Source organism: Thalassotalea insulae (genome assembly GCF_030161395.1).
Classification (GTDB): domain Bacteria; phylum Pseudomonadota; class Gammaproteobacteria; order Enterobacterales; family Alteromonadaceae; genus Thalassotalea_E; species Thalassotalea_E insulae.
Genome location: NZ_BSST01000001.1, coordinates 3,605,518 through 3,622,889, shown reverse-complemented (window position 1 = coordinate 3,622,889; position 17,372 = coordinate 3,605,518). Strand labels below are relative to the sequence as shown.

10 protein-coding genes, 2 tRNA genes and 3 rRNA genes are annotated in these 17,372 nt (G+C 42.9%); 3 read left to right on the top strand and 12 right to left on the bottom strand.

Features of this window, described 5'->3' with window-relative positions; all coding sequences use genetic code 11:
* The first annotated feature begins 174 nt into the window (after window positions 1-174).
* Complete coding sequence (megL, locus tag QQK06_RS16225; protein ID WP_284245829.1) at window positions 175-1,380, top strand: methionine gamma-lyase; 1,206 nt, start codon at window positions 175-177, stop codon at window positions 1,378-1,380.
* Between the two features lie 19 nt (window positions 1,381-1,399).
* On the opposite strand, the gene QQK06_RS16220 is transcribed toward megL, so the two are convergent.
* Both QQK06_RS16220 and ylqF read right to left on the bottom strand, forming a co-directional pair.
* Entirely contained in the window at window positions 1,400-1,828 is a 429-nt protein-coding gene (locus QQK06_RS16220) for an HIT domain-containing protein (RefSeq protein WP_284245828.1), read from the bottom strand.
* Entirely contained in the window at window positions 1,828-2,772 is a 945-nt protein-coding gene (ylqF, locus tag QQK06_RS16215) for a ribosome biogenesis GTPase YlqF (RefSeq protein WP_284245827.1), read from the bottom strand. The genes QQK06_RS16220 and ylqF overlap by 1 nt, the downstream gene beginning before the upstream one ends.
* Before the next feature lie 210 nt (window positions 2,773-2,982).
* On the opposite strand from ylqF, the gene QQK06_RS16210 reads away from it, so the two are divergent.
* Complete coding sequence (locus QQK06_RS16210; RefSeq protein ID WP_284245826.1) at window positions 2,983-3,390, top strand: ExbD/TolR family protein; 408 nt, start codon at window positions 2,983-2,985, stop codon at window positions 3,388-3,390.
* Window positions 3,391-3,449: 59 nt separating this feature from the next.
* Complete coding sequence (locus tag QQK06_RS16205; RefSeq protein ID WP_284245825.1) at window positions 3,450-4,127, top strand: type 2 periplasmic-binding domain-containing protein; 678 nt, start codon at window positions 3,450-3,452, stop codon at window positions 4,125-4,127.
* A gap of 153 nt (window positions 4,128-4,280) precedes the next feature.
* Here QQK06_RS16205 and rrf read toward each other — a convergent pair.
* From rrf to QQK06_RS16155, 10 genes are all read right to left on the bottom strand, one after another.
* Window positions 4,281-4,395, bottom strand: a 5S ribosomal RNA gene (gene rrf / locus QQK06_RS16200).
* Between the two features lie 130 nt (window positions 4,396-4,525).
* Window positions 4,526-7,404, bottom strand: a 23S ribosomal RNA gene (locus tag QQK06_RS16195).
* Window positions 7,405-7,741: 337 nt separating this feature from the next.
* Window positions 7,742-7,818 (bottom strand) — tRNA-Ile (locus QQK06_RS16190).
* Between the two features lie 132 nt (window positions 7,819-7,950).
* Window positions 7,951-8,026 (bottom strand) — tRNA-Ala (locus QQK06_RS16185).
* Between the two features lie 91 nt (window positions 8,027-8,117).
* A 16S ribosomal RNA gene (locus QQK06_RS16180) occupies window positions 8,118-9,658 on the bottom strand.
* The 16S, 23S and 5S rRNA genes sit together here with 2 tRNA genes alongside, the layout of an rRNA operon.
* Before the next feature lie 538 nt (window positions 9,659-10,196).
* A complete protein-coding gene (gmhB, locus tag QQK06_RS16175) occupies window positions 10,197-10,733 on the bottom strand; it encodes a D-glycero-beta-D-manno-heptose 1,7-bisphosphate 7-phosphatase (protein WP_284245824.1) in 537 nt (178 codons plus the stop codon).
* Between the two features lie 81 nt (window positions 10,734-10,814).
* Complete coding sequence (locus tag QQK06_RS16170; RefSeq protein WP_284245823.1) at window positions 10,815-11,576, bottom strand: SDR family oxidoreductase; 762 nt, start codon at window positions 11,574-11,576, stop codon at window positions 10,815-10,817.
* 57 nt (window positions 11,577-11,633) lie between these two features.
* Window positions 11,634-12,779, bottom strand: coding sequence for an enoyl-CoA hydratase/isomerase family protein (locus QQK06_RS16165; RefSeq protein WP_284245822.1), 1,146 nt, complete (start codon window positions 12,777-12,779; stop codon window positions 11,634-11,636).
* Complete coding sequence (locus tag QQK06_RS16160; protein ID WP_284245820.1) at window positions 12,779-13,819, bottom strand: oxidoreductase; 1,041 nt, start codon at window positions 13,817-13,819, stop codon at window positions 12,779-12,781. The genes QQK06_RS16165 and QQK06_RS16160 overlap by 1 nt, the downstream gene beginning before the upstream one ends.
* A 126-nt stretch (window positions 13,820-13,945) precedes the next feature.
* Window positions 13,946-17,326, bottom strand: coding sequence for a methylmalonyl-CoA mutase family protein (locus QQK06_RS16155; RefSeq protein ID WP_284245819.1), 3,381 nt, complete (start codon window positions 17,324-17,326; stop codon window positions 13,946-13,948).
* Between the last annotated feature and the right edge of the window lie 46 nt (window positions 17,327-17,372).

Below are 17,372 nucleotides of genomic sequence, written 5' to 3'. Positions count from 1 at the left end.
TTTATATTTTACTTAAAAAAATCATGTAATATTTTTATGACAACCACTAACAAATAAAACGCCAAAAAATCACATAAACAATTGAAATTAAAGGAATAAATATAATTGGAGTAAATATTGCTATAGAAGAACAATAACGATGATAATAACTATATTGAATAAAGAGAGAACAGAATGGCAGAGAGTAAGTTTATTGAAACCCAGGCGATTCATTCAGGTCGGATCAATGATGAGCAGTTTGGCTCATTAGCCACTCCATTATATCAAACATCCACTTTTATTTTTGATAGTGCTGAGCAAGGCGCACAGCGCTTTGCAGGAGAAGCAGAGGGCTTCATCTATACCCGCCTTGGCAACCCTACTACTCGTCAACTTGAAATGCGTGTCGCCGCAATGGAAGGTATGGAAGATGGTGCTGCAACCGCAACTGGCATGGCAGCAGTTTCCGGTGCATTACTCGCCAACTTAGCGGCTGGCGATCATGTTATTTCATCCAAAGCCATTTATGGTTGCTCATTTGCTCTTATTAGCCATATGCTGACTAAATTTGGCATTGAAGTGAGCTTTGTTGATATGTCAGAGCCTGAAAATATTACTAAAGCAATTAAAGAAAATACCAAAGTAGTATTTTTAGAAAGTCCTATCAACCCAAATTTAGAAGTGCTGGATCTAGAAAAAATCTTAGCCATCACTCAGCAACACCAGCTTATTTCAATTGTCGATAATACCTTTATGACACCAGTATTGCAGCAACCAGCCAAAATGGGGGCAGACATTATCATTCACAGTGCCACTAAATATTTAAACGGCCATGGTGATGTCGTTGCCGGTATTATTTGCGGCAGTAAAGAGATGATTGAGCATATTAAACTTACCGCACTTAAGGACATCGGCGGCACGATGAGTCCACATGATGCTTGGTTGATTTTACGCGGATTAAAAACATTGCATTTGCGGGTTGAACGTCACTGCCAAAATGCTCAACTTGTTGCAGAATTTTTAGAGTCACACCCGAAAGTGGCTAAAGTTTACTATCCTGGCCTGAAATCTCATAGCGGTTATCAATATATTGGTAAACAAATGAAAGCTGCTGGAGGGGTTATTGCGTTTGAATTACATACCGACTTACAAGGCGGTGCAGACTTTATCAACCGAATGAAGCTATTTTCAATTGCCGTCAGTTTAGGTGATGCAGAGTCCTTAATTCAGCATCCCGCTTCGATGACGCATTCACCTTATAGTGATGAAGAACGCCGAGCTGCCGGGATCAGTGACAGTCTGATCCGTATTTCAGCGGGCCTTGAAAATGTTAGCGACTTAATCGCTGATCTAAAACAGTCGTTAGATGCGATTGAAGATAGTGCCCAACAAGTCGCTTAATTTTACCTAAGCTTGTAAATTATAACTGCGCTAAAACTGTTTTTAGCGCAGGCATTAATTTTTCCTTTAATACTGCTAACTCCGCGTCACTATAAGGCTGCATTGGATATTCTCCCCAAATGGGCTTAGGCCAAGCCTTATCATTACTAAAACGAACAATATGATGAATATGCAATTGCGGACAAACATTGCCTAATGCCGCAACATTCATTTTATCACCATTAAACAGCTGCATTAATACTTCACTAAGCATACTAGATTCATTTAACAACTGTTGCTGCTCTGACCAATCTAGCTGGTAGGTATCCTTAATACCTTCTACCTTAGGCACTAAGACAAACCAAGGATACTGGTTATCATTCATTAGCAATAATTTAGATAACGGAAAGTCCAGTAGCTCAATACAATCCCGTTGTAGTAATTGATGTAACGTAAATGACGTACTCATTATCGTCCCTTCTTCGGTTTATTTTTTCGACCACGGCCACGTGCTTGTTTTTTAGCTTCACGCTCCGCTATTTTTTTCGCTTCTAACTCAGCAAAATAGACTTGTTCCTGCTCAATCATACTTGGCGTTTCAAACGTCAAACCACCAAGTGTTTTATCCCGGATCTCATTAATTAAAATGGCAGAAGCCTTATGAAAATCAACCTGCCCACCGCTTTTTACACAACTTCTGCGGCGACCAATGTCTTCGATTAGTTCTACTTCTCGCTCCGGCATATCAACTAAATCATAGCGCTGTTGCAAACGCATTGGATAATGTTCTAAGAGATATTCAGCGGCAAAACAGGCGATATCATCATGGTCATAAGCAGTATCCTTTACCGCGCTGGTAATAGCCAAGCGGTAGCCGCTATTTTCATTAACAATCTTAGGCCACAACATCCCCGGCGTGTCATATAAATATAAGCCATCTTCTAAACGGATCCTTTGCTGACCTTTGGTTACCGCAGGCTCATTACCTACTTTAGCTTTTGCCTTACCGACTAAGGTATTTAATAGCGTCGACTTACCAACATTGGGTATTCCCATGATCACAGCATTAATTTGTTTACCTGTTTCATCTTTATTAGGAACTAACTGTCGAATAAGGGCCGGAATAGTTTTAGCAATACTTGGATTTTCTGTAGTGAGCGCAATCGCTTTAACATTTTGCTGAGCTTGTAAATAATCTAACCAAACCTTAGTTTGTTCTGCATCAGCCAAGTCACTTTTATTAAGAATTTTAATTAACGGTTTATCTCCTCTGATCTCAGTGATCATCGGGTTTTCGCTACTAAAAGGCAGACGAGCATCGCATACTTCAATCACCACATCGATTTGCGGGAGAATTTCTTTTATTTCTTTTTGGGCTTTATGCATATGCCCAGGAAACCAGTTAATTGCCATAAAAAACACACGATTTTGTTATATCGTTAAATTTTATCAAGTTATGACGCTTTCGCCTATCAAATATCAATTTCTTTACGAAAGTGGGTCATAAACACTCGATCTATCTAGAAAAACAAGTTAAAAGTTGATTTTGTTCGTTTTTTGACCATTACTTATATTAGATCATGTAAATAACTAAACTTAACAATAATTTATATTATTATAACGATGAGAAGACGAAAGCAGCCACATATAGTTGAAAAAGATGCAGGTGTTGATATGACGCCTATGCTTGATATCGTCTTCATCTTATTAATATTTTTTATCGTCACCACTTCTTTTGTTAAAGAGAGCGGCTTTCTGGTAAAAAAATCAGAATCAAGTAAAGCCAGTAAAGCTAAATCCGATAACATCATGATCCATATCGATGAAAATAATATTATTTACTTTAATACCAAACCCGTTGATATCGAACGGCTACCAGCAAGAGTTGAATATTTTCTCGCAAATCACCCAGCCAAAAACATTATTTTCAGACCACATGAAAATACCAACTATCAAAAAGTGGTTGAAGTATTAGATGAACTCAAACAATTTGATAAGCTTAAAATCACTATGGGGTTATATAAACCTTAACGACCATGAATCTAATGCGATTGAACTTCCACACCAAGCTAAAACAGAGGTCTACGCCAATGAAACATTTGCTAGTCATCGCTGGGTTGTTAATTACTAGCCCGTCTGTTTTAGCCGATCCGCAAAATTTTCTAATCACCAGACATAAAGACTCTTCAGCGTTAAAACCTTGCGTTGATAAAATCACCAAAGCTTACCAATTGTTAAGCATTAATTTTACACTGAAAGAATATCCTGGAAGAAGAAGCCTCTATATGGCGAACTCAGGTAAAGCTGACGCTGAATTATGCCGGATCAGTCTTATTGAACGACGATACAAAAACTTACTTAGAGTTGAGCCAGCAATACATCACCTCGCTTTTCATGCTATCACCCAAAAAGGAAATAAGCACTTAGAAAAGATAGCTGACTTAAAAGGCTTACGAGTAGGCAGCATCAGGGGCATGATGGCTGCCGAATTAGTCTTTGAATATCAAAATGTTCGTTATGAAAATAAGGTAGAGCAGAGCGTAAGACTACTCGAAAATGATCTTGTAGATGTATTAGTGCTTGCCATGCCAGATATTAACCAGTTAGTGATCGATGGTCGGCTCAGTAATAAATTTATCCACCCAACCCCACTTTATCAATTTGATCTTTACCATTACATTCATGCACGACATAAAGACAAACTTGCACTATTTAATCAAACATTCCAAAAGCTAACAGATAAAAATGACTACCTTACCGATGACTAGTTAAGAATGTTAATAAATTTTAAAGAACTTTTACGCACATGAGTGCTTAAACGCCAGAAAGTAAAAAGCCCGACACTTTCGTATCGGGCTTTTGACGTACAGGATGTACTAATGTCGAGCTGCCATGGATGGCAAGGAACGACCTAAATAGAAGTCTAGCGATGACCTACTCTCACATGGGAACTCCCACACTACCATCGGCGCAGTTGCGTTTCACTTCTGAGTTCGGCATGGGATCAGGTGGTGCCACAACGCTATTGTCGCTAGACATAAACTGGCGTTAATCAAGCTCACGCTCAATTAACCAATCTTGGAAAGCTGTTTCAATCTTCTTATTCAATTCTGAGTACGTGATGCTTTGTGTCAGTCTTCATACAATCAAACCACTTGGGTGTTGTATGGTTAAGCCTCACGGGCAATTAGTATCAGTTAGCTCAAGGCCTCACAACCCTTACACACCTGACCTATCAACGTTGTAGTCTCCAACGACCCTTTAGGGAGCTTAAAGCTCCAGTGAGAACTCATCTCAAAGCCTGCTTCCCGCTTAGATGCTTTCAGCGGTTATCAGTTCCGAACGTAGCTACCGGGCAATGCCATTGGCATGACAACCCGAACACCAGTGGTTCGTCCACTCCGGTCCTCTCGTACTAGGAGCAGCCCTCTTCAATTCTCAAACGCCCACGGCAGATAGGGACCGAACTGTCTCACGACGTTCTAAACCCAGCTCGCGTACCACTTTAAATGGCGAACAGCCATACCCTTGGGACCGACTTCAGCCCCAGGATGTGATGAGCCGACATCGAGGTGCCAAACACCGCCGTCGATATGAACTCTTGGGCGGTATCAGCCTGTTATCCCCGGAGTACCTTTTATCCGTTGAGCGATGGCCCTTCCATACAGAACCACCGGATCACTATGACCTGCTTTCGCACCTGCTCGACGTGTCTGTCTCGCAGTTAAGCTGGCTTATGCCATTGCACTAACCGTACGATGTCCGACCGTACTTAGCCAACCTTCGTGCTCCTCCGTTACTCTTTGGGAGGAGACCGCCCCAGTCAAACTACCCACCAGACAGTGTCCCCAAGCCCGATAAGGGCCCTAGGTTAGAACATCACGCATACAAGGGTGGTATTTCAAGGTTGGCTCCACCACATCTAGCGACGCGGTTTCAAAGCCTCCCACCTATCCTACACATGTAGGAGCAATGTTCACTGTCAAGCTATAGTAAAGGTTCACGGGGTCTTTCCGTCTAGCCGCGGGTATACGGCATCTTAACCGCAATTTCAATTTCACTGAGTCTCGGGTGGAGACAGTGTGGCCATGATTACGCCATTCGTGCAGGTCGGAACTTACCCGACAAGGAATTTCGCTACCTTAGGACCGTTATAGTTACGGCCGCCGTTTACCGGGGCTTCGATCATGAGCTTCGCAGAGCTAACCCAATCAATTAACCTTCCGGCACCGGGCAGGCGTCACACCGTATACGTCATCTTTCGATTTTGCACAGTGCTGTGTTTTTAATAAACAGTTCCAGCCACCTGGTTACTTCGACTGTCACCAGCTTAGGGAGCAAGTCCCATCACCAGCAACAGCGTACCTTCTCCCGAAGTTACGGTACTATTTTGCCTAGTTCCTTCACCCGAGTTCTCTCAAGCGCCTTAGTATTCTCTACCTAACCACCTGTGTCGGTTTGGGGTACGGTTCCTATATATCTGATGCTTAGAAGCTTTTCCTGGAAGTATGGCATCAACAGCTTCAACTCCGTAGAGTCTCGTCTCGTGTCTCAGTCTTAAGAACCCGGATTTGCCTAAGTTCTCAACCTACACACTTTCACATGGACTACCAACGCCATGCCTGCCTAGCCTGCTCCGTCCCTCCTTCGCAATATATAGAAGTACAGAAATATTAATCTGTTTCCCATCGACTACGCGTTTCCGCCTCGCCTTAGGGGCCGACTTACCCTGCCCTGATTAACATGGGACAGGAAACCTTGGTCTTTCGGCGGGGGAGTTTTTCACTCCCCTTATCGTTACTCATGTCAGCATTCGCACTTCTGATACCTCCAGCAAGCTTTACAACTCACCTTCAACGGCTTACAGAACGCTCCCCTACCACTTAATCCTAAGATTAAATCCGCAGCTTCGGTGCATAGTTTAGCCCCGTTACATCTTCCGCGCAGACCGACTCGACTAGTGAGCTATTACGCTTTCTTTAAAGGGTGGCTGCTTCTAAGCCAACCTCCTAGCTGTCTGGGCCTTTCCACATCGTTTCCCACTTAACTATGACTTTGGGACCTTAGCTGGCGGTCTGGGTTGTTTCCCTCTTCACAACGGACGTTAGCACCCGTAGTGTGTCTCCCGCATAGTACTCATTGGTATTCGGAGTTTGCAAAGGGTTGGTAAGTCGGGATGACCCCCTAGCCTTAACAGTGCTCTACCCCCAATGGTATTCGTGCGAGGCTCTACCTAAATAGATTTCGGGGAGAACCAGCTATCTCCCGGCTTGATTAGCCTTTCACTCCGACCCACAGGTCATCACCGCATTTTTCAACATACGTGTGTTCGGTCCTCCAGTTGATGTTACTCAACCTTCAACCTGCCCATGGGTAGATCGCCGGGTTTCGGGTCTATACCCTGCAACTAAACGCGCAGTTAACACTCGCTTTCGCTACGGCTCCCCTAATCGGTTAACCTTGCTACAGAATATAAGTCGCTGACCCATTATACAAAAGGTACGCAGTCACCCGAAGGCTTCCACTGCTTGTACGTATGCGGTTTCAGGTTCTATTTCACTCCCCTCACAGGGGTTCTTTTCGCCTTTCCCTCACGGTACTGGTTCACTATCGGTCAGTTAGGAGTATTTAGCCTTGGAGGATGGTCCCCCCATGTTCAGACAAAGTTTCACGTGCTCCGTCCTACTCGTTTTCACGTTGTGTTTGCTTTCGTGTACGGGGCTATCACCCTGTATCGCCAGCCTTTCCAGACTGTTCCACTAACGCCCACACGCTTAAGGGCTAATTCCCGTTCGCTCGCCGCTACTAAGGAAATCTCGGTTGATTTCTTTTCCTCGGGGTACTTAGATGTTTCAGTTCTCCCGGTTCGCCTTCTTTGGCTATGTATTCACCAAAGAATAGTTGCTTATGCAACTGGGTTTCCCCATTCGGAAATCTGTGCCTATAACGCCTTTTATCGGCTTAACACAGCTTATCGCAGATTAACACGTCCTTCATCGCCTCTAACTGCCAAGGCATCCACCACATACGCTTAGTCACTTAACCATACAACCCCAAATAGTTTGGTACGCCAGGGTGACTAAACCCCAACAATTGTAAAGCCTGACATTTTCACGTACTCAATAGAGTATCTTGAATAAGAATTTGATAGTTTTTCAACTATCGGTTGATAATCTTCTCTTCTCAACATAGGTCGAGGAGAAAGGATTATCGGTGATAAATATTGGCGCGACACCAACATTTATCGGGATATATATCAGCTTTCCAGATTGTTAAAGAAGTAGTAATTAGCGCGCATTCGGCTAAAAACTTGGTTTAAAAAACCAAACTTAAATCATCATCAAATGATACGTTAAGTTTGGCCTTTCGTTCCTTGAAGAAGTGGTAGGTCTGGGCAGACTTGAACTGCCGACCTCACCCTTATCAGGGGTGCGCTCTAACCAGCTGAGCTACAGACCTTTAATCGTCAAAGTTCACCTTTACCTATGCTAGGTCTGGGCAGACTTGAAAAAAACAGGCCGACCTCACCGCTAATAACACGTGGCGGGGTGCGCTCTTTATTCGAGCTACAATACTAATGGTAAAAATAAGTGGTGGAGCTAAGCAGGATCGAACTGCTGACCTCCTGCGTGCAAGGCAGGCGCTCTCCCAGCTGAGCTATAGCCCCTCTTTTTACTTAATTAGTAAAGGGTTACTTCTTCTACTTTCGTTATCATACAATGTGTGTGAACACTCAACACAAGTTAATTCGTTCAAGATAAGGAGGTGATCCAACCCCAGGTTCCCCTAGGGTTACCTTGTTACGACTTCACCCCAGTCATGAAACACAAAGTGGTAATCGCCCTCCCGAAGGTTAGACTAACTACTTCTTTTGCATCCCACTCCCATGGTGTGACGGGCGGTGTGTACAAGGCCCGGGAACGTATTCACCGCAACATTCTGATTTGCGATTACTAGCGATTCCGACTTCATGGAGTCGAGTTGCAGACTCCAATCCGGACTACGACGTACTTTAAGTGATTCGCTCCACCTCGCGGTCTTGCAGCACTCTGTATACGCCATTGTAGCACGTGTGTAGCCCATCCCGTAAGGGCCATGATGACTTGACGTCGTCCCCACCTTCCTCCGGTTTATCACCGGCAGTCTCCTTAAAGTTCCCGCCATTACGCGCTGGCAAATAAGGATAGGGGTTGCGCTCGTTGCGGGACTTAACCCAACATTTCACAACACGAGCTGACGACAGCCATGCAGCACCTGTCTCAGCGTTCCCGAAGGCACTAATCTATCTCTAGAAAATTCGCTGGATGTCAAGGGATGGTAAGGTTCTTCGCGTTGCATCGAATTAAACCACATGCTCCACCGCTTGTGCGGGCCCCCGTCAATTCATTTGAGTTTTAACCTTGCGGCCGTACTCCCCAGGCGGTCAACTTAGCGCGTTAGCTACGCTACCCACGTTTCAAGAACACAGACAGCTAGTTGACATCGTTTACGGCGTGGACTACCAGGGTATCTAATCCTGTTTGCTCCCCACGCTTTCGTGCCTCAGCGTCAGTATTTGTCCAGGTGGCCGCCTTCGCCACTGATGTTCCTTCCAATCTCTACGCATTTCACCGCTACACTGGAAATTCCACCACCCTCTACAATACTCTAGTTAGCCAGTTTCAAATGCAGTTCCGAGGTTGAGCCCCGGGATTTCACATCTGACTTAACTAACCGCCTACGCACGCTTTACGCCCAGTAATTCCGATTAACGCTCGCACCCTCCGTATTACCGCGGCTGCTGGCACGGAGTTAGCCGGTGCTTCTTCTGTCGCTAACGTCACAGTGCAAAGGTATTAACCTTACACCTTTCCTCACGACTGAAAGTGCTTTACAACCCGAAGGCCTTCTTCACACACGCGGCATGGCTGCATCAGGGTTTCCCCCATTGTGCAATATTCCCCACTGCTGCCTCCCGTAGGAGTCTGGGCCGTGTCTCAGTCCCAGTGTGGCTGATCATCCTCTCAAACCAGCTAGAGATCGTCGCCATGGTAGGCCATTACCCCACCATCTAGCTAATCTCACTTGGGCTAATCTAAAGGCAAGAGGCCCGAAGGTCCCCCTCTTTGGTCCGTAGACATTATGCGGTATTAGCAGTCGTTTCCAACTGTTGTCCCCCACCTTAAGGCATATTCCCAAGCATTACTCACCCGTCCGCCGCTCGACGCCGAAGTACAAGTACTTCTCGTTTCCGCTCGACTTGCATGTGTTAAGCCTGCCGCCAGCGTTCAATCTGAGCCATGATCAAACTCTTCAATTAAAAAATCGTTTGTGAGAGACAAGCTCTCGACTCAATGAATTCTGTACAAATAAAACTTACTTACTACCCGAAGGTAATAATTGTTTTGTATGAACATCTTCACTGAGATTATTGTTGCTACCTAAGTAGCTGTCGAATCAATCTCATGTGAGTGCTCACACAAATTGCATGATAACTAATTGTTAAAGAACGTTATCTTTTCTATATAAAGAAGAGATAACTGAAGTTAAATCGCATTCGTTTAACTCCGACACTTCGATTTGGCTAGAAGCCTTGCCCGAAGCGAGATGCGCATTCTACGCAACTCAGTTTTGATGTCAACAAGTTTTTGAAAATTTCTTTAGCTTTTTCGCCGCAGCACTTTTTCTTAACTTATCTGACCCGTTTACCTATCAAATTCGATAACTAAACTTATCAAAACACTCCTCTGGGCTGTCCCTGAGAAGTGGATGCGCATTTTAGGGATTTTTGCGACCACGTCAACAGTTAATTTCACTTTTTTTGAAATAATCGTTTAAACGTTCAAATAACAAACAAATCAATCAATAAATGCTCTAGCATCCGCTAATTCACTTACTCTATGTGCTTTAATCTGCTGGTGATCATCATATTTACTGGCGACTAGAATACGATTATGAATGCCTGCAGCCTGAGCCGCCTGCATATCTGAAATTTTATCGCCAATAAAGATACTTTGCTTTAAATCGATTTTATGTTCATTACTTGCTTTAAGTATCATCCCAGGTTCAGGCTTACGGCATTGGCACGCTTGTAAATATTCACCTTTACCTTTGGTTGGATGATGTGGACAGAAATAAACATCCGTTATTACACAGTTTTTGGCACGAAACTGCTTTTTCATCCAATGTGTTAATGCTAAAAAGTCTTGCTCGCTATACCTACCACGGCCAATCCCTGATTGATTGGTAATAACAATCAATAGATAACCTTTTGCTATCGCGTCAGCACAAAGCTCGAAGATGCCATCAACAAACTCGAATGTTTCTTGCTGATAGACATAACCATGATCAATATTAATAATACCGTCACGATCTAAAAATAATGCTTTATTCATAATTTACTTAAAATCACCGTTTTAGCTAGCATAAATGAAAAAAGCGAGTAAACCTCGCTTTTTCCAACTTTCATGTTGTAATTACATGCAAAGGCCGCCATCAATTTCCACCACTCGGCCAGTGAAGAATTCATTTTCCATAATATATTTAACAGTATGGGCAATTTCATCTGCTTCGCCCAAACGTCCTACCGGTTTCATTTTTTCCAAACGGTCACGCATTTCTGGTTTCATCGCATCAGTCATCGCGGTACGAATTACGCCAGGTGCGATAGCGCCAACACGAATACCGTGTCGACCAAGTTCACGGGCCCAAGTTACTGTCATTGCCACAACGCCAGCTTTAGATGCAGCATAGTTGGTTTGTCCCATATTACCGCCACGGGCAATTGACGACATATTAATAATGACACCTTTTTTACCTGATTCAATCATATGCACCGCCGCTTCACGACCACATAAGAACACGCCGGTTAGATTAACGTCGATCACCGATTGGAACTGTTCAAGTGACATTTTTTTACTCACTTGACCATCTTTTGCTTTAACAAACATGCCATCGCGTAGAATACCGGCATTATTGATTAATCCATCGATGCCGTTAAAGTCTTGACTGATTTTTGCAAACGTCGCTTCAACCTCAGCTTCATTCGTAACATTGGCTAAATAATAATTCGCAGATGATCCTGCTTGCTCAATTAAGGCAACCGTTTCTTTTAATGATTCTTCATTTAAGTCAATTAAGGCAAGCTTTGCCCCTTCTTTGGCCAAGTTAACCGCCATCGCGCGACCAAGTCCTTGACCACCACCAGTAATGACGATTGCTTTATCTGTTAAGTTCATGCGTTATCCTATTTCATTTTTGATATCGACTCTGGGGCCGATTAATTGTTATCTATTTTAGCTAAAAAACCACGCTATTTGTGATTTTTCCACTTCACTGATTTTTTTATATTGCCAATCTGGCTTGTTATCTTTATCCACTAGCAGTGCTCGCACCCCTTCAACAAACTCACTGTGCTGACAAAAGCGTAATGACAACTTTAATTCCTGTGAGAAACAATCCACTAATGATAACTCCCGGCAACGTTTAAGCTGCTCAAAAATCACAAAAGCACTAAGCGGGCTGCCAGCCGTTAATTTCTTTCTTGCCTGTAACAGCCATTTATCTTGCGATGGGTATTCATTAATCACGTGATAACAAGACGCAAGATTGTCACTACCACTTAGCTGTTCAAACAAAGTTGAATGCTGAGTAATATTCCCTTGCCCCTTGTACGGGTAGATATTTTGTAATTCAATAAAAAACTCAGATAATAACTGATGATTATCTTGCTCATGTTCTTGCCAAGATAAGGCAGTTAATTGCGTAGCTAATAACTCAAACCCTTCTTTATCAATAGCATAATCGATCAGCTTAATATCAAGCCCATCTTGCGCATTAATAAAAACACCTGTTAGTGCTAAAAACTTTGCTATCCCTTGAGGCATTTGATTAAAAAACCAACTTGCACCAACATCCGGATAAAGGCCTATCGAAATTTCGGGCATCGCAAGTAAACTATTATCACAAGCGACTCTATGACTTGCGCCAGCCATTAAGCCAACGCCGCCGCCTAGCGTATACCCTTTTAATAAGCTAATAATTGGTTTAGTTGCTTGGTGGATCAATAAGTCTAATTGATATTCTGCGCTAAAAAAGCGTTTAGCTAGGCTGTTATCCACCTGAGACTCAGTCAGTAAAGCTAGCGTATCGTTATTTCTGATCCCTTGTATATCATGATAAATACTAACGACATCACCACCAGCACAAAATGCTTTGTCGCCAGCGCCATGTATAACAATAGCGACCACTTCAGGACGAACCAACCAGTCAGATAACTGTTCAAGCAACAACTCTATCATCTCAAGAGTTAACGCATTTAACGTCTTAGCTGAGTTAAGACAGGCAAACGCCAATATTTTATTATTAGCGGTTACCTGCTCAGTAAAGAGTACAGCTGCATTATTTACTGCGGTGGCAGAAGCTATTGATTGGTCCGACATTACTCACTATCCAGACTGACATCAATTGCCACTACCGTTCTGCCAGTAATATTACCTTCAATATAAGCATCAAAAGCGTTCGGCAAATCATCAAAAGCAATTGTGGTTGGTGCAATGAGTGCTAACTGAGTTGGTTTTAAATCATCGGCTAAACGTTGCCAACCTCGTTCACGCACCGATAACGGCATTTCAACCGAATTAATCCCCAATACGCTAACACCGCGCAAAATAAACGGCATTACCGTAGTATCTAACGAGATCCCTCCGGCTAAGCCAACAGAAGCAATATTGCCCCAAACCTTAGTGGTACGAGTGAGCCAAGCTAAAGTTTCACCACCGACATTATCCACTGCGCCGCCCCACTGAGCATTTTCTAGTGGCTTATTACCCATCTCAATTTCATGGCGATTTATAAGTCGGCTCGCGCCCAGCGATTTTAGATACTGCTCTTGTTCATTCTTACCAGTAAAAGCAATGACCTCATAACCAAGCTTACTGAGCATATTAATAGCAAAACTACCTACACCACCAGTTGCGCCGGTGACGACAATTGGACCACGTTCAGGAATTTGACCATTATCTTCCATGCGCTGAACAGCTAACGCCGCGGTATAACCCGCCGTACCTATGGCCATAGCATCATGTAAGCTAATCCCCTTAGGTAAATGCACCACTGAATCGCCTTTAACTCGGGCAAACTCACTGTAGCCGCCGTCATAAAGTTCAGATAGCTGAGCGCCGCATACTAATACTTTTTCACCCGCATTAAATCGTGAATCGGATGAGCTGACAACAACACCAGAGAGATCGATACCGCCAACGAGGGGATAAGTTCTTAAAATACGTCCTTTGCCAGTGGCTGCTAAAGCATCTTTGTAATTAATATCAGAATAAGCAACTTTGATAACTACTTCACCATCGGTCAGATCATTTAGCGTTATTTGCTCAAAGCCACTGGTGATACGCTTTTTATCACCCTCTTTAATTTGATGGATACGAAACGCTTTAAATGGCTCAGTTAATTCGATTAGCTTACTCATATTGATTCTCTTCAATTTTACCAAAAGTCAGCTCAGCGTAATGATTAAAACTTTAGCTGGCCAGGCGACTTTAGTCGCAGAAGCAAGTGCTGCTATCAGGCATAAATAGCAGCACAACATTTTACTTTACATGTTGCGGCGATATTGTCCGCCAACTTCAAATAAGGCATTAACAATCTGACCAAGCGAACTGACCTTACAAGCATTCATCATGTGCTCAAAAACATTTTCATGTCTAAGAGCCGCAGCTTGTAATGCTTTAATTTGTTCACTCGCTTGGCTGGCATTTGCCTGATGCAAATTCGCTAACATCTCAATTTGATAATTCTTCTCTTCTTCAGTAGCACGAATAACTTCTGCCGGGATCACTGTTGGTGAACCTTTTGAACTAAGGAAAGTATTGACACCAATGATTGGGTATTCCCCGGTATGCTTTAAGTTCTCGTAGTACAGGCTTTCTTCCTGAATCTTGCTACGCTGATACATGGTTTCCATCGCACCTAATACGCCACCACGTTCCGTAATACGATCAAACTCAGTTAACACCGCTTCTTCAACCAGCTCAGTTAATTCTTCAATAATAAATGAACCTTGGATTGGATTTTCATTTTTCGCTAAGCCTAATTCACGGTTAATAATCAACTGAATTGCCATGGCACGACGCACACTGTCTTCGGTTGGTGTTGTGATCGCTTCATCATACGCATTGGTATGCAATGAGTTACAGTTATCATAAATCGCATATAGTGCCTGCAAGGTGGTACGAATATCATTAAAATCAATTTCCTGGGCATGTAATGAACGGCCAGAAGTTTGGATATGATATTTCAGCATTTGCGCTCGGGCATTGGCACCATATTTATTCTTCATCGCTTTTGACCAAATACGACGAGCAACACGACCAATAACCGCATATTCAGGATCGATACCATTTGAGAAGAAGAACGATAAGTTAGGACCAAACTCGTTAATGTCCATGCCGCGACTTAAATAATATTCAACGAAAGTAAAGCCGTTTGCCAAGGTTAATGCTAACTGGGTGATTGGATTAGCCCCAGCTTCAGCAATGTGGTAACCAGAAATAGAGACAGAATAGAAGTTACGTACACCTTTATCGATAAAGTATTCTTGTACATCCCCCATTAGTCTAAGCGCAAATTCGGTCGAGAAAATACAAGTATTTTGCGCCTGATCTTCTTTTAAAATATCCGCTTGTACTGTACCGCGTACTAAAGTTAAAGTTTTTGCTTTTATCTCTTGATAGACATCCGCCGGAAGTACTTGATCACCAGTAACACCTAGCAACATCAAACCTAAGCCATCATTACCTTCAGGCAATTCACCTTGATAGGTAGGACGTTCGCAGCCCTTATCCTGATAAATTTTAGTAATTTTCGCCTGAACTTCTTTTTCTAAGCTGTTCTCTGTAATGTAACGCTCACATTGTTGATCAATAGCGGCATTTAAGAAAAAGCCGAGTAAAATTGGTGCCGGGCCATTAATGGTCATAGACACTGACGTTGCAGGGTGTGCTAAATCAAAACCTGAATACAATTTTTTCGCATCATCTAAACAACAGATAGAAACACCAGCGTTACCAATTTTACCGTAAATATCTGGGCGCAAGTGTGGATCGTTACCGTATAAGGTTACTGAATCAAACGCGGTTGATAAACGCTTGGCTGGCATGCCTTTAGAGACATAATGAAAACGACGGTTAGTACGCTCTGGGCCACCTTCGCCAGCAAACATTCGCGTTGGATCTTCCCCTTCACGCTTAAATGGGAACAAACCAGCAGTGTATGGAAATTCTCCCGGAACATTTTCTTGCAATGACCACCTTAAAATATCGCCCCAGCCTTGGTATTTAGGTAAACACACTTTAGGAATATCGAGCTGTGATAGCGACTTAGTATGCGTTTCAATCGATAATTCTTTATTACGTACCTGAAATTTAAATAGCGGATTCTTATATTTTTCTACTTTTTCCGCCCATTGTTCGATGATCAGTTTGTTTTTTGGATCTAAATCAAGCGCGGTTTGTTCAAACAAGGCTTGTAAATTTTCAGCGAGTTGCTTACCTGAATCTTCACCACTTTCTAATGCAGTATCTATCGCTTGCTGAATACCATAAAGCTTTTGTGCAACTTTAGCCTGTTGCTCGACCCATTCATCATAGCCTCGGTTATTTTCGGCGATTTCAGATAAATAACGAGTACGCTTACCAGGAATAACACTGGCTTTATCTTCCTGAGTACCTTCGATAGAAAGTATTTCGGCAACGGTTTGCTGGGTTTTATTATTAAGCTCAGTGATCACGGCATTATATAATTCAGTCATGCCTTTATCATTAAACTGCGAAGCAATCGTACCAAAAACCGGTACTTGCTCATCACCCGCTTCAAACATGCCACGGTTACGTTTGTATTGTTTTTTCACATCACGTAACGCATCTTGTGCACCACGCTTATCAAATTTATTAACCGCAATAATATCGGCGAAGTCGAGCATATCGATTTTTTCTAATTGCGTTGCTGCGCCGTATTCCGGCGTCATCACATAAAGTGAGACATCTGAATGCTCTTCAATTTCAGTATCAGACTGACCAATGCCCGATGTTTCCAAAATAATCAAATCAAAATCAGTCGCTTTTAAGATATCTAACGTGTCATTAACATAAACCGACAATGCCAGGTTTGACTGACGAGTCGCTAACGAGCGCATATAAACGCGATCGTTATTAACCGCATTCATCCGAATTCTGTCGCCAAGTAACGCACCACCTGTTTTACGCTTAGACGGATCAACAGAAACAATGGCTATTTTACTGTTTTGGGTTGCCATTAAGAAGCGACGAATGAGTTCATCCACTAACGAAGACTTACCCGCTCCACCTGTACCAGTAATACCTAGAACTGGCGTTTTACTGGTTGAGGCAATTTTACGAATCTTATCTAATGCCGCTTTATTTTCTTCTGGTGCATTCTCTGCCGCAGACACTAACCTCGCTATCGCTTGTTTGTCATTTTTCTTTAAGTTGGCAACATCGTCTTTTTTAACATTGGTACCCGTTTTAAAATCACAACGTTCAAGCATGTCATCGATCATGCCTTGTAAGCCTAATTCACGACCATCATCCGGCGAGTAAATGCGGGTAATGCCATAGTCATGCAACATTTCAATTTCAGACGGCAAAATAACACCACCACCACCACCAACAATACGAATATGTTCACAACCACGCTCTTTTAATAAGTCATACATATACTTAAAATATTCGTTGTGTCCGCCTTGATAAGAAGTCATGGCAATGGCATTGGCATCTTCTTGGATTGCGGTATTAACCACTTCTTCAACACTGCGGTCATGGCCCAAATGAATCACTTCAGCACCGCTCGATTGTAAGATGCGACGCATAATATTAATTGCTGCATCATGCCCATCAAACAATGACGCTGCGGTAACAATGCGAATTTTATTTTTTAACTGATATCTTTGTGCACTCATTTGTGACTCTCTTTCAATTGTCGGGTATCAAACCTGCTAACAACTA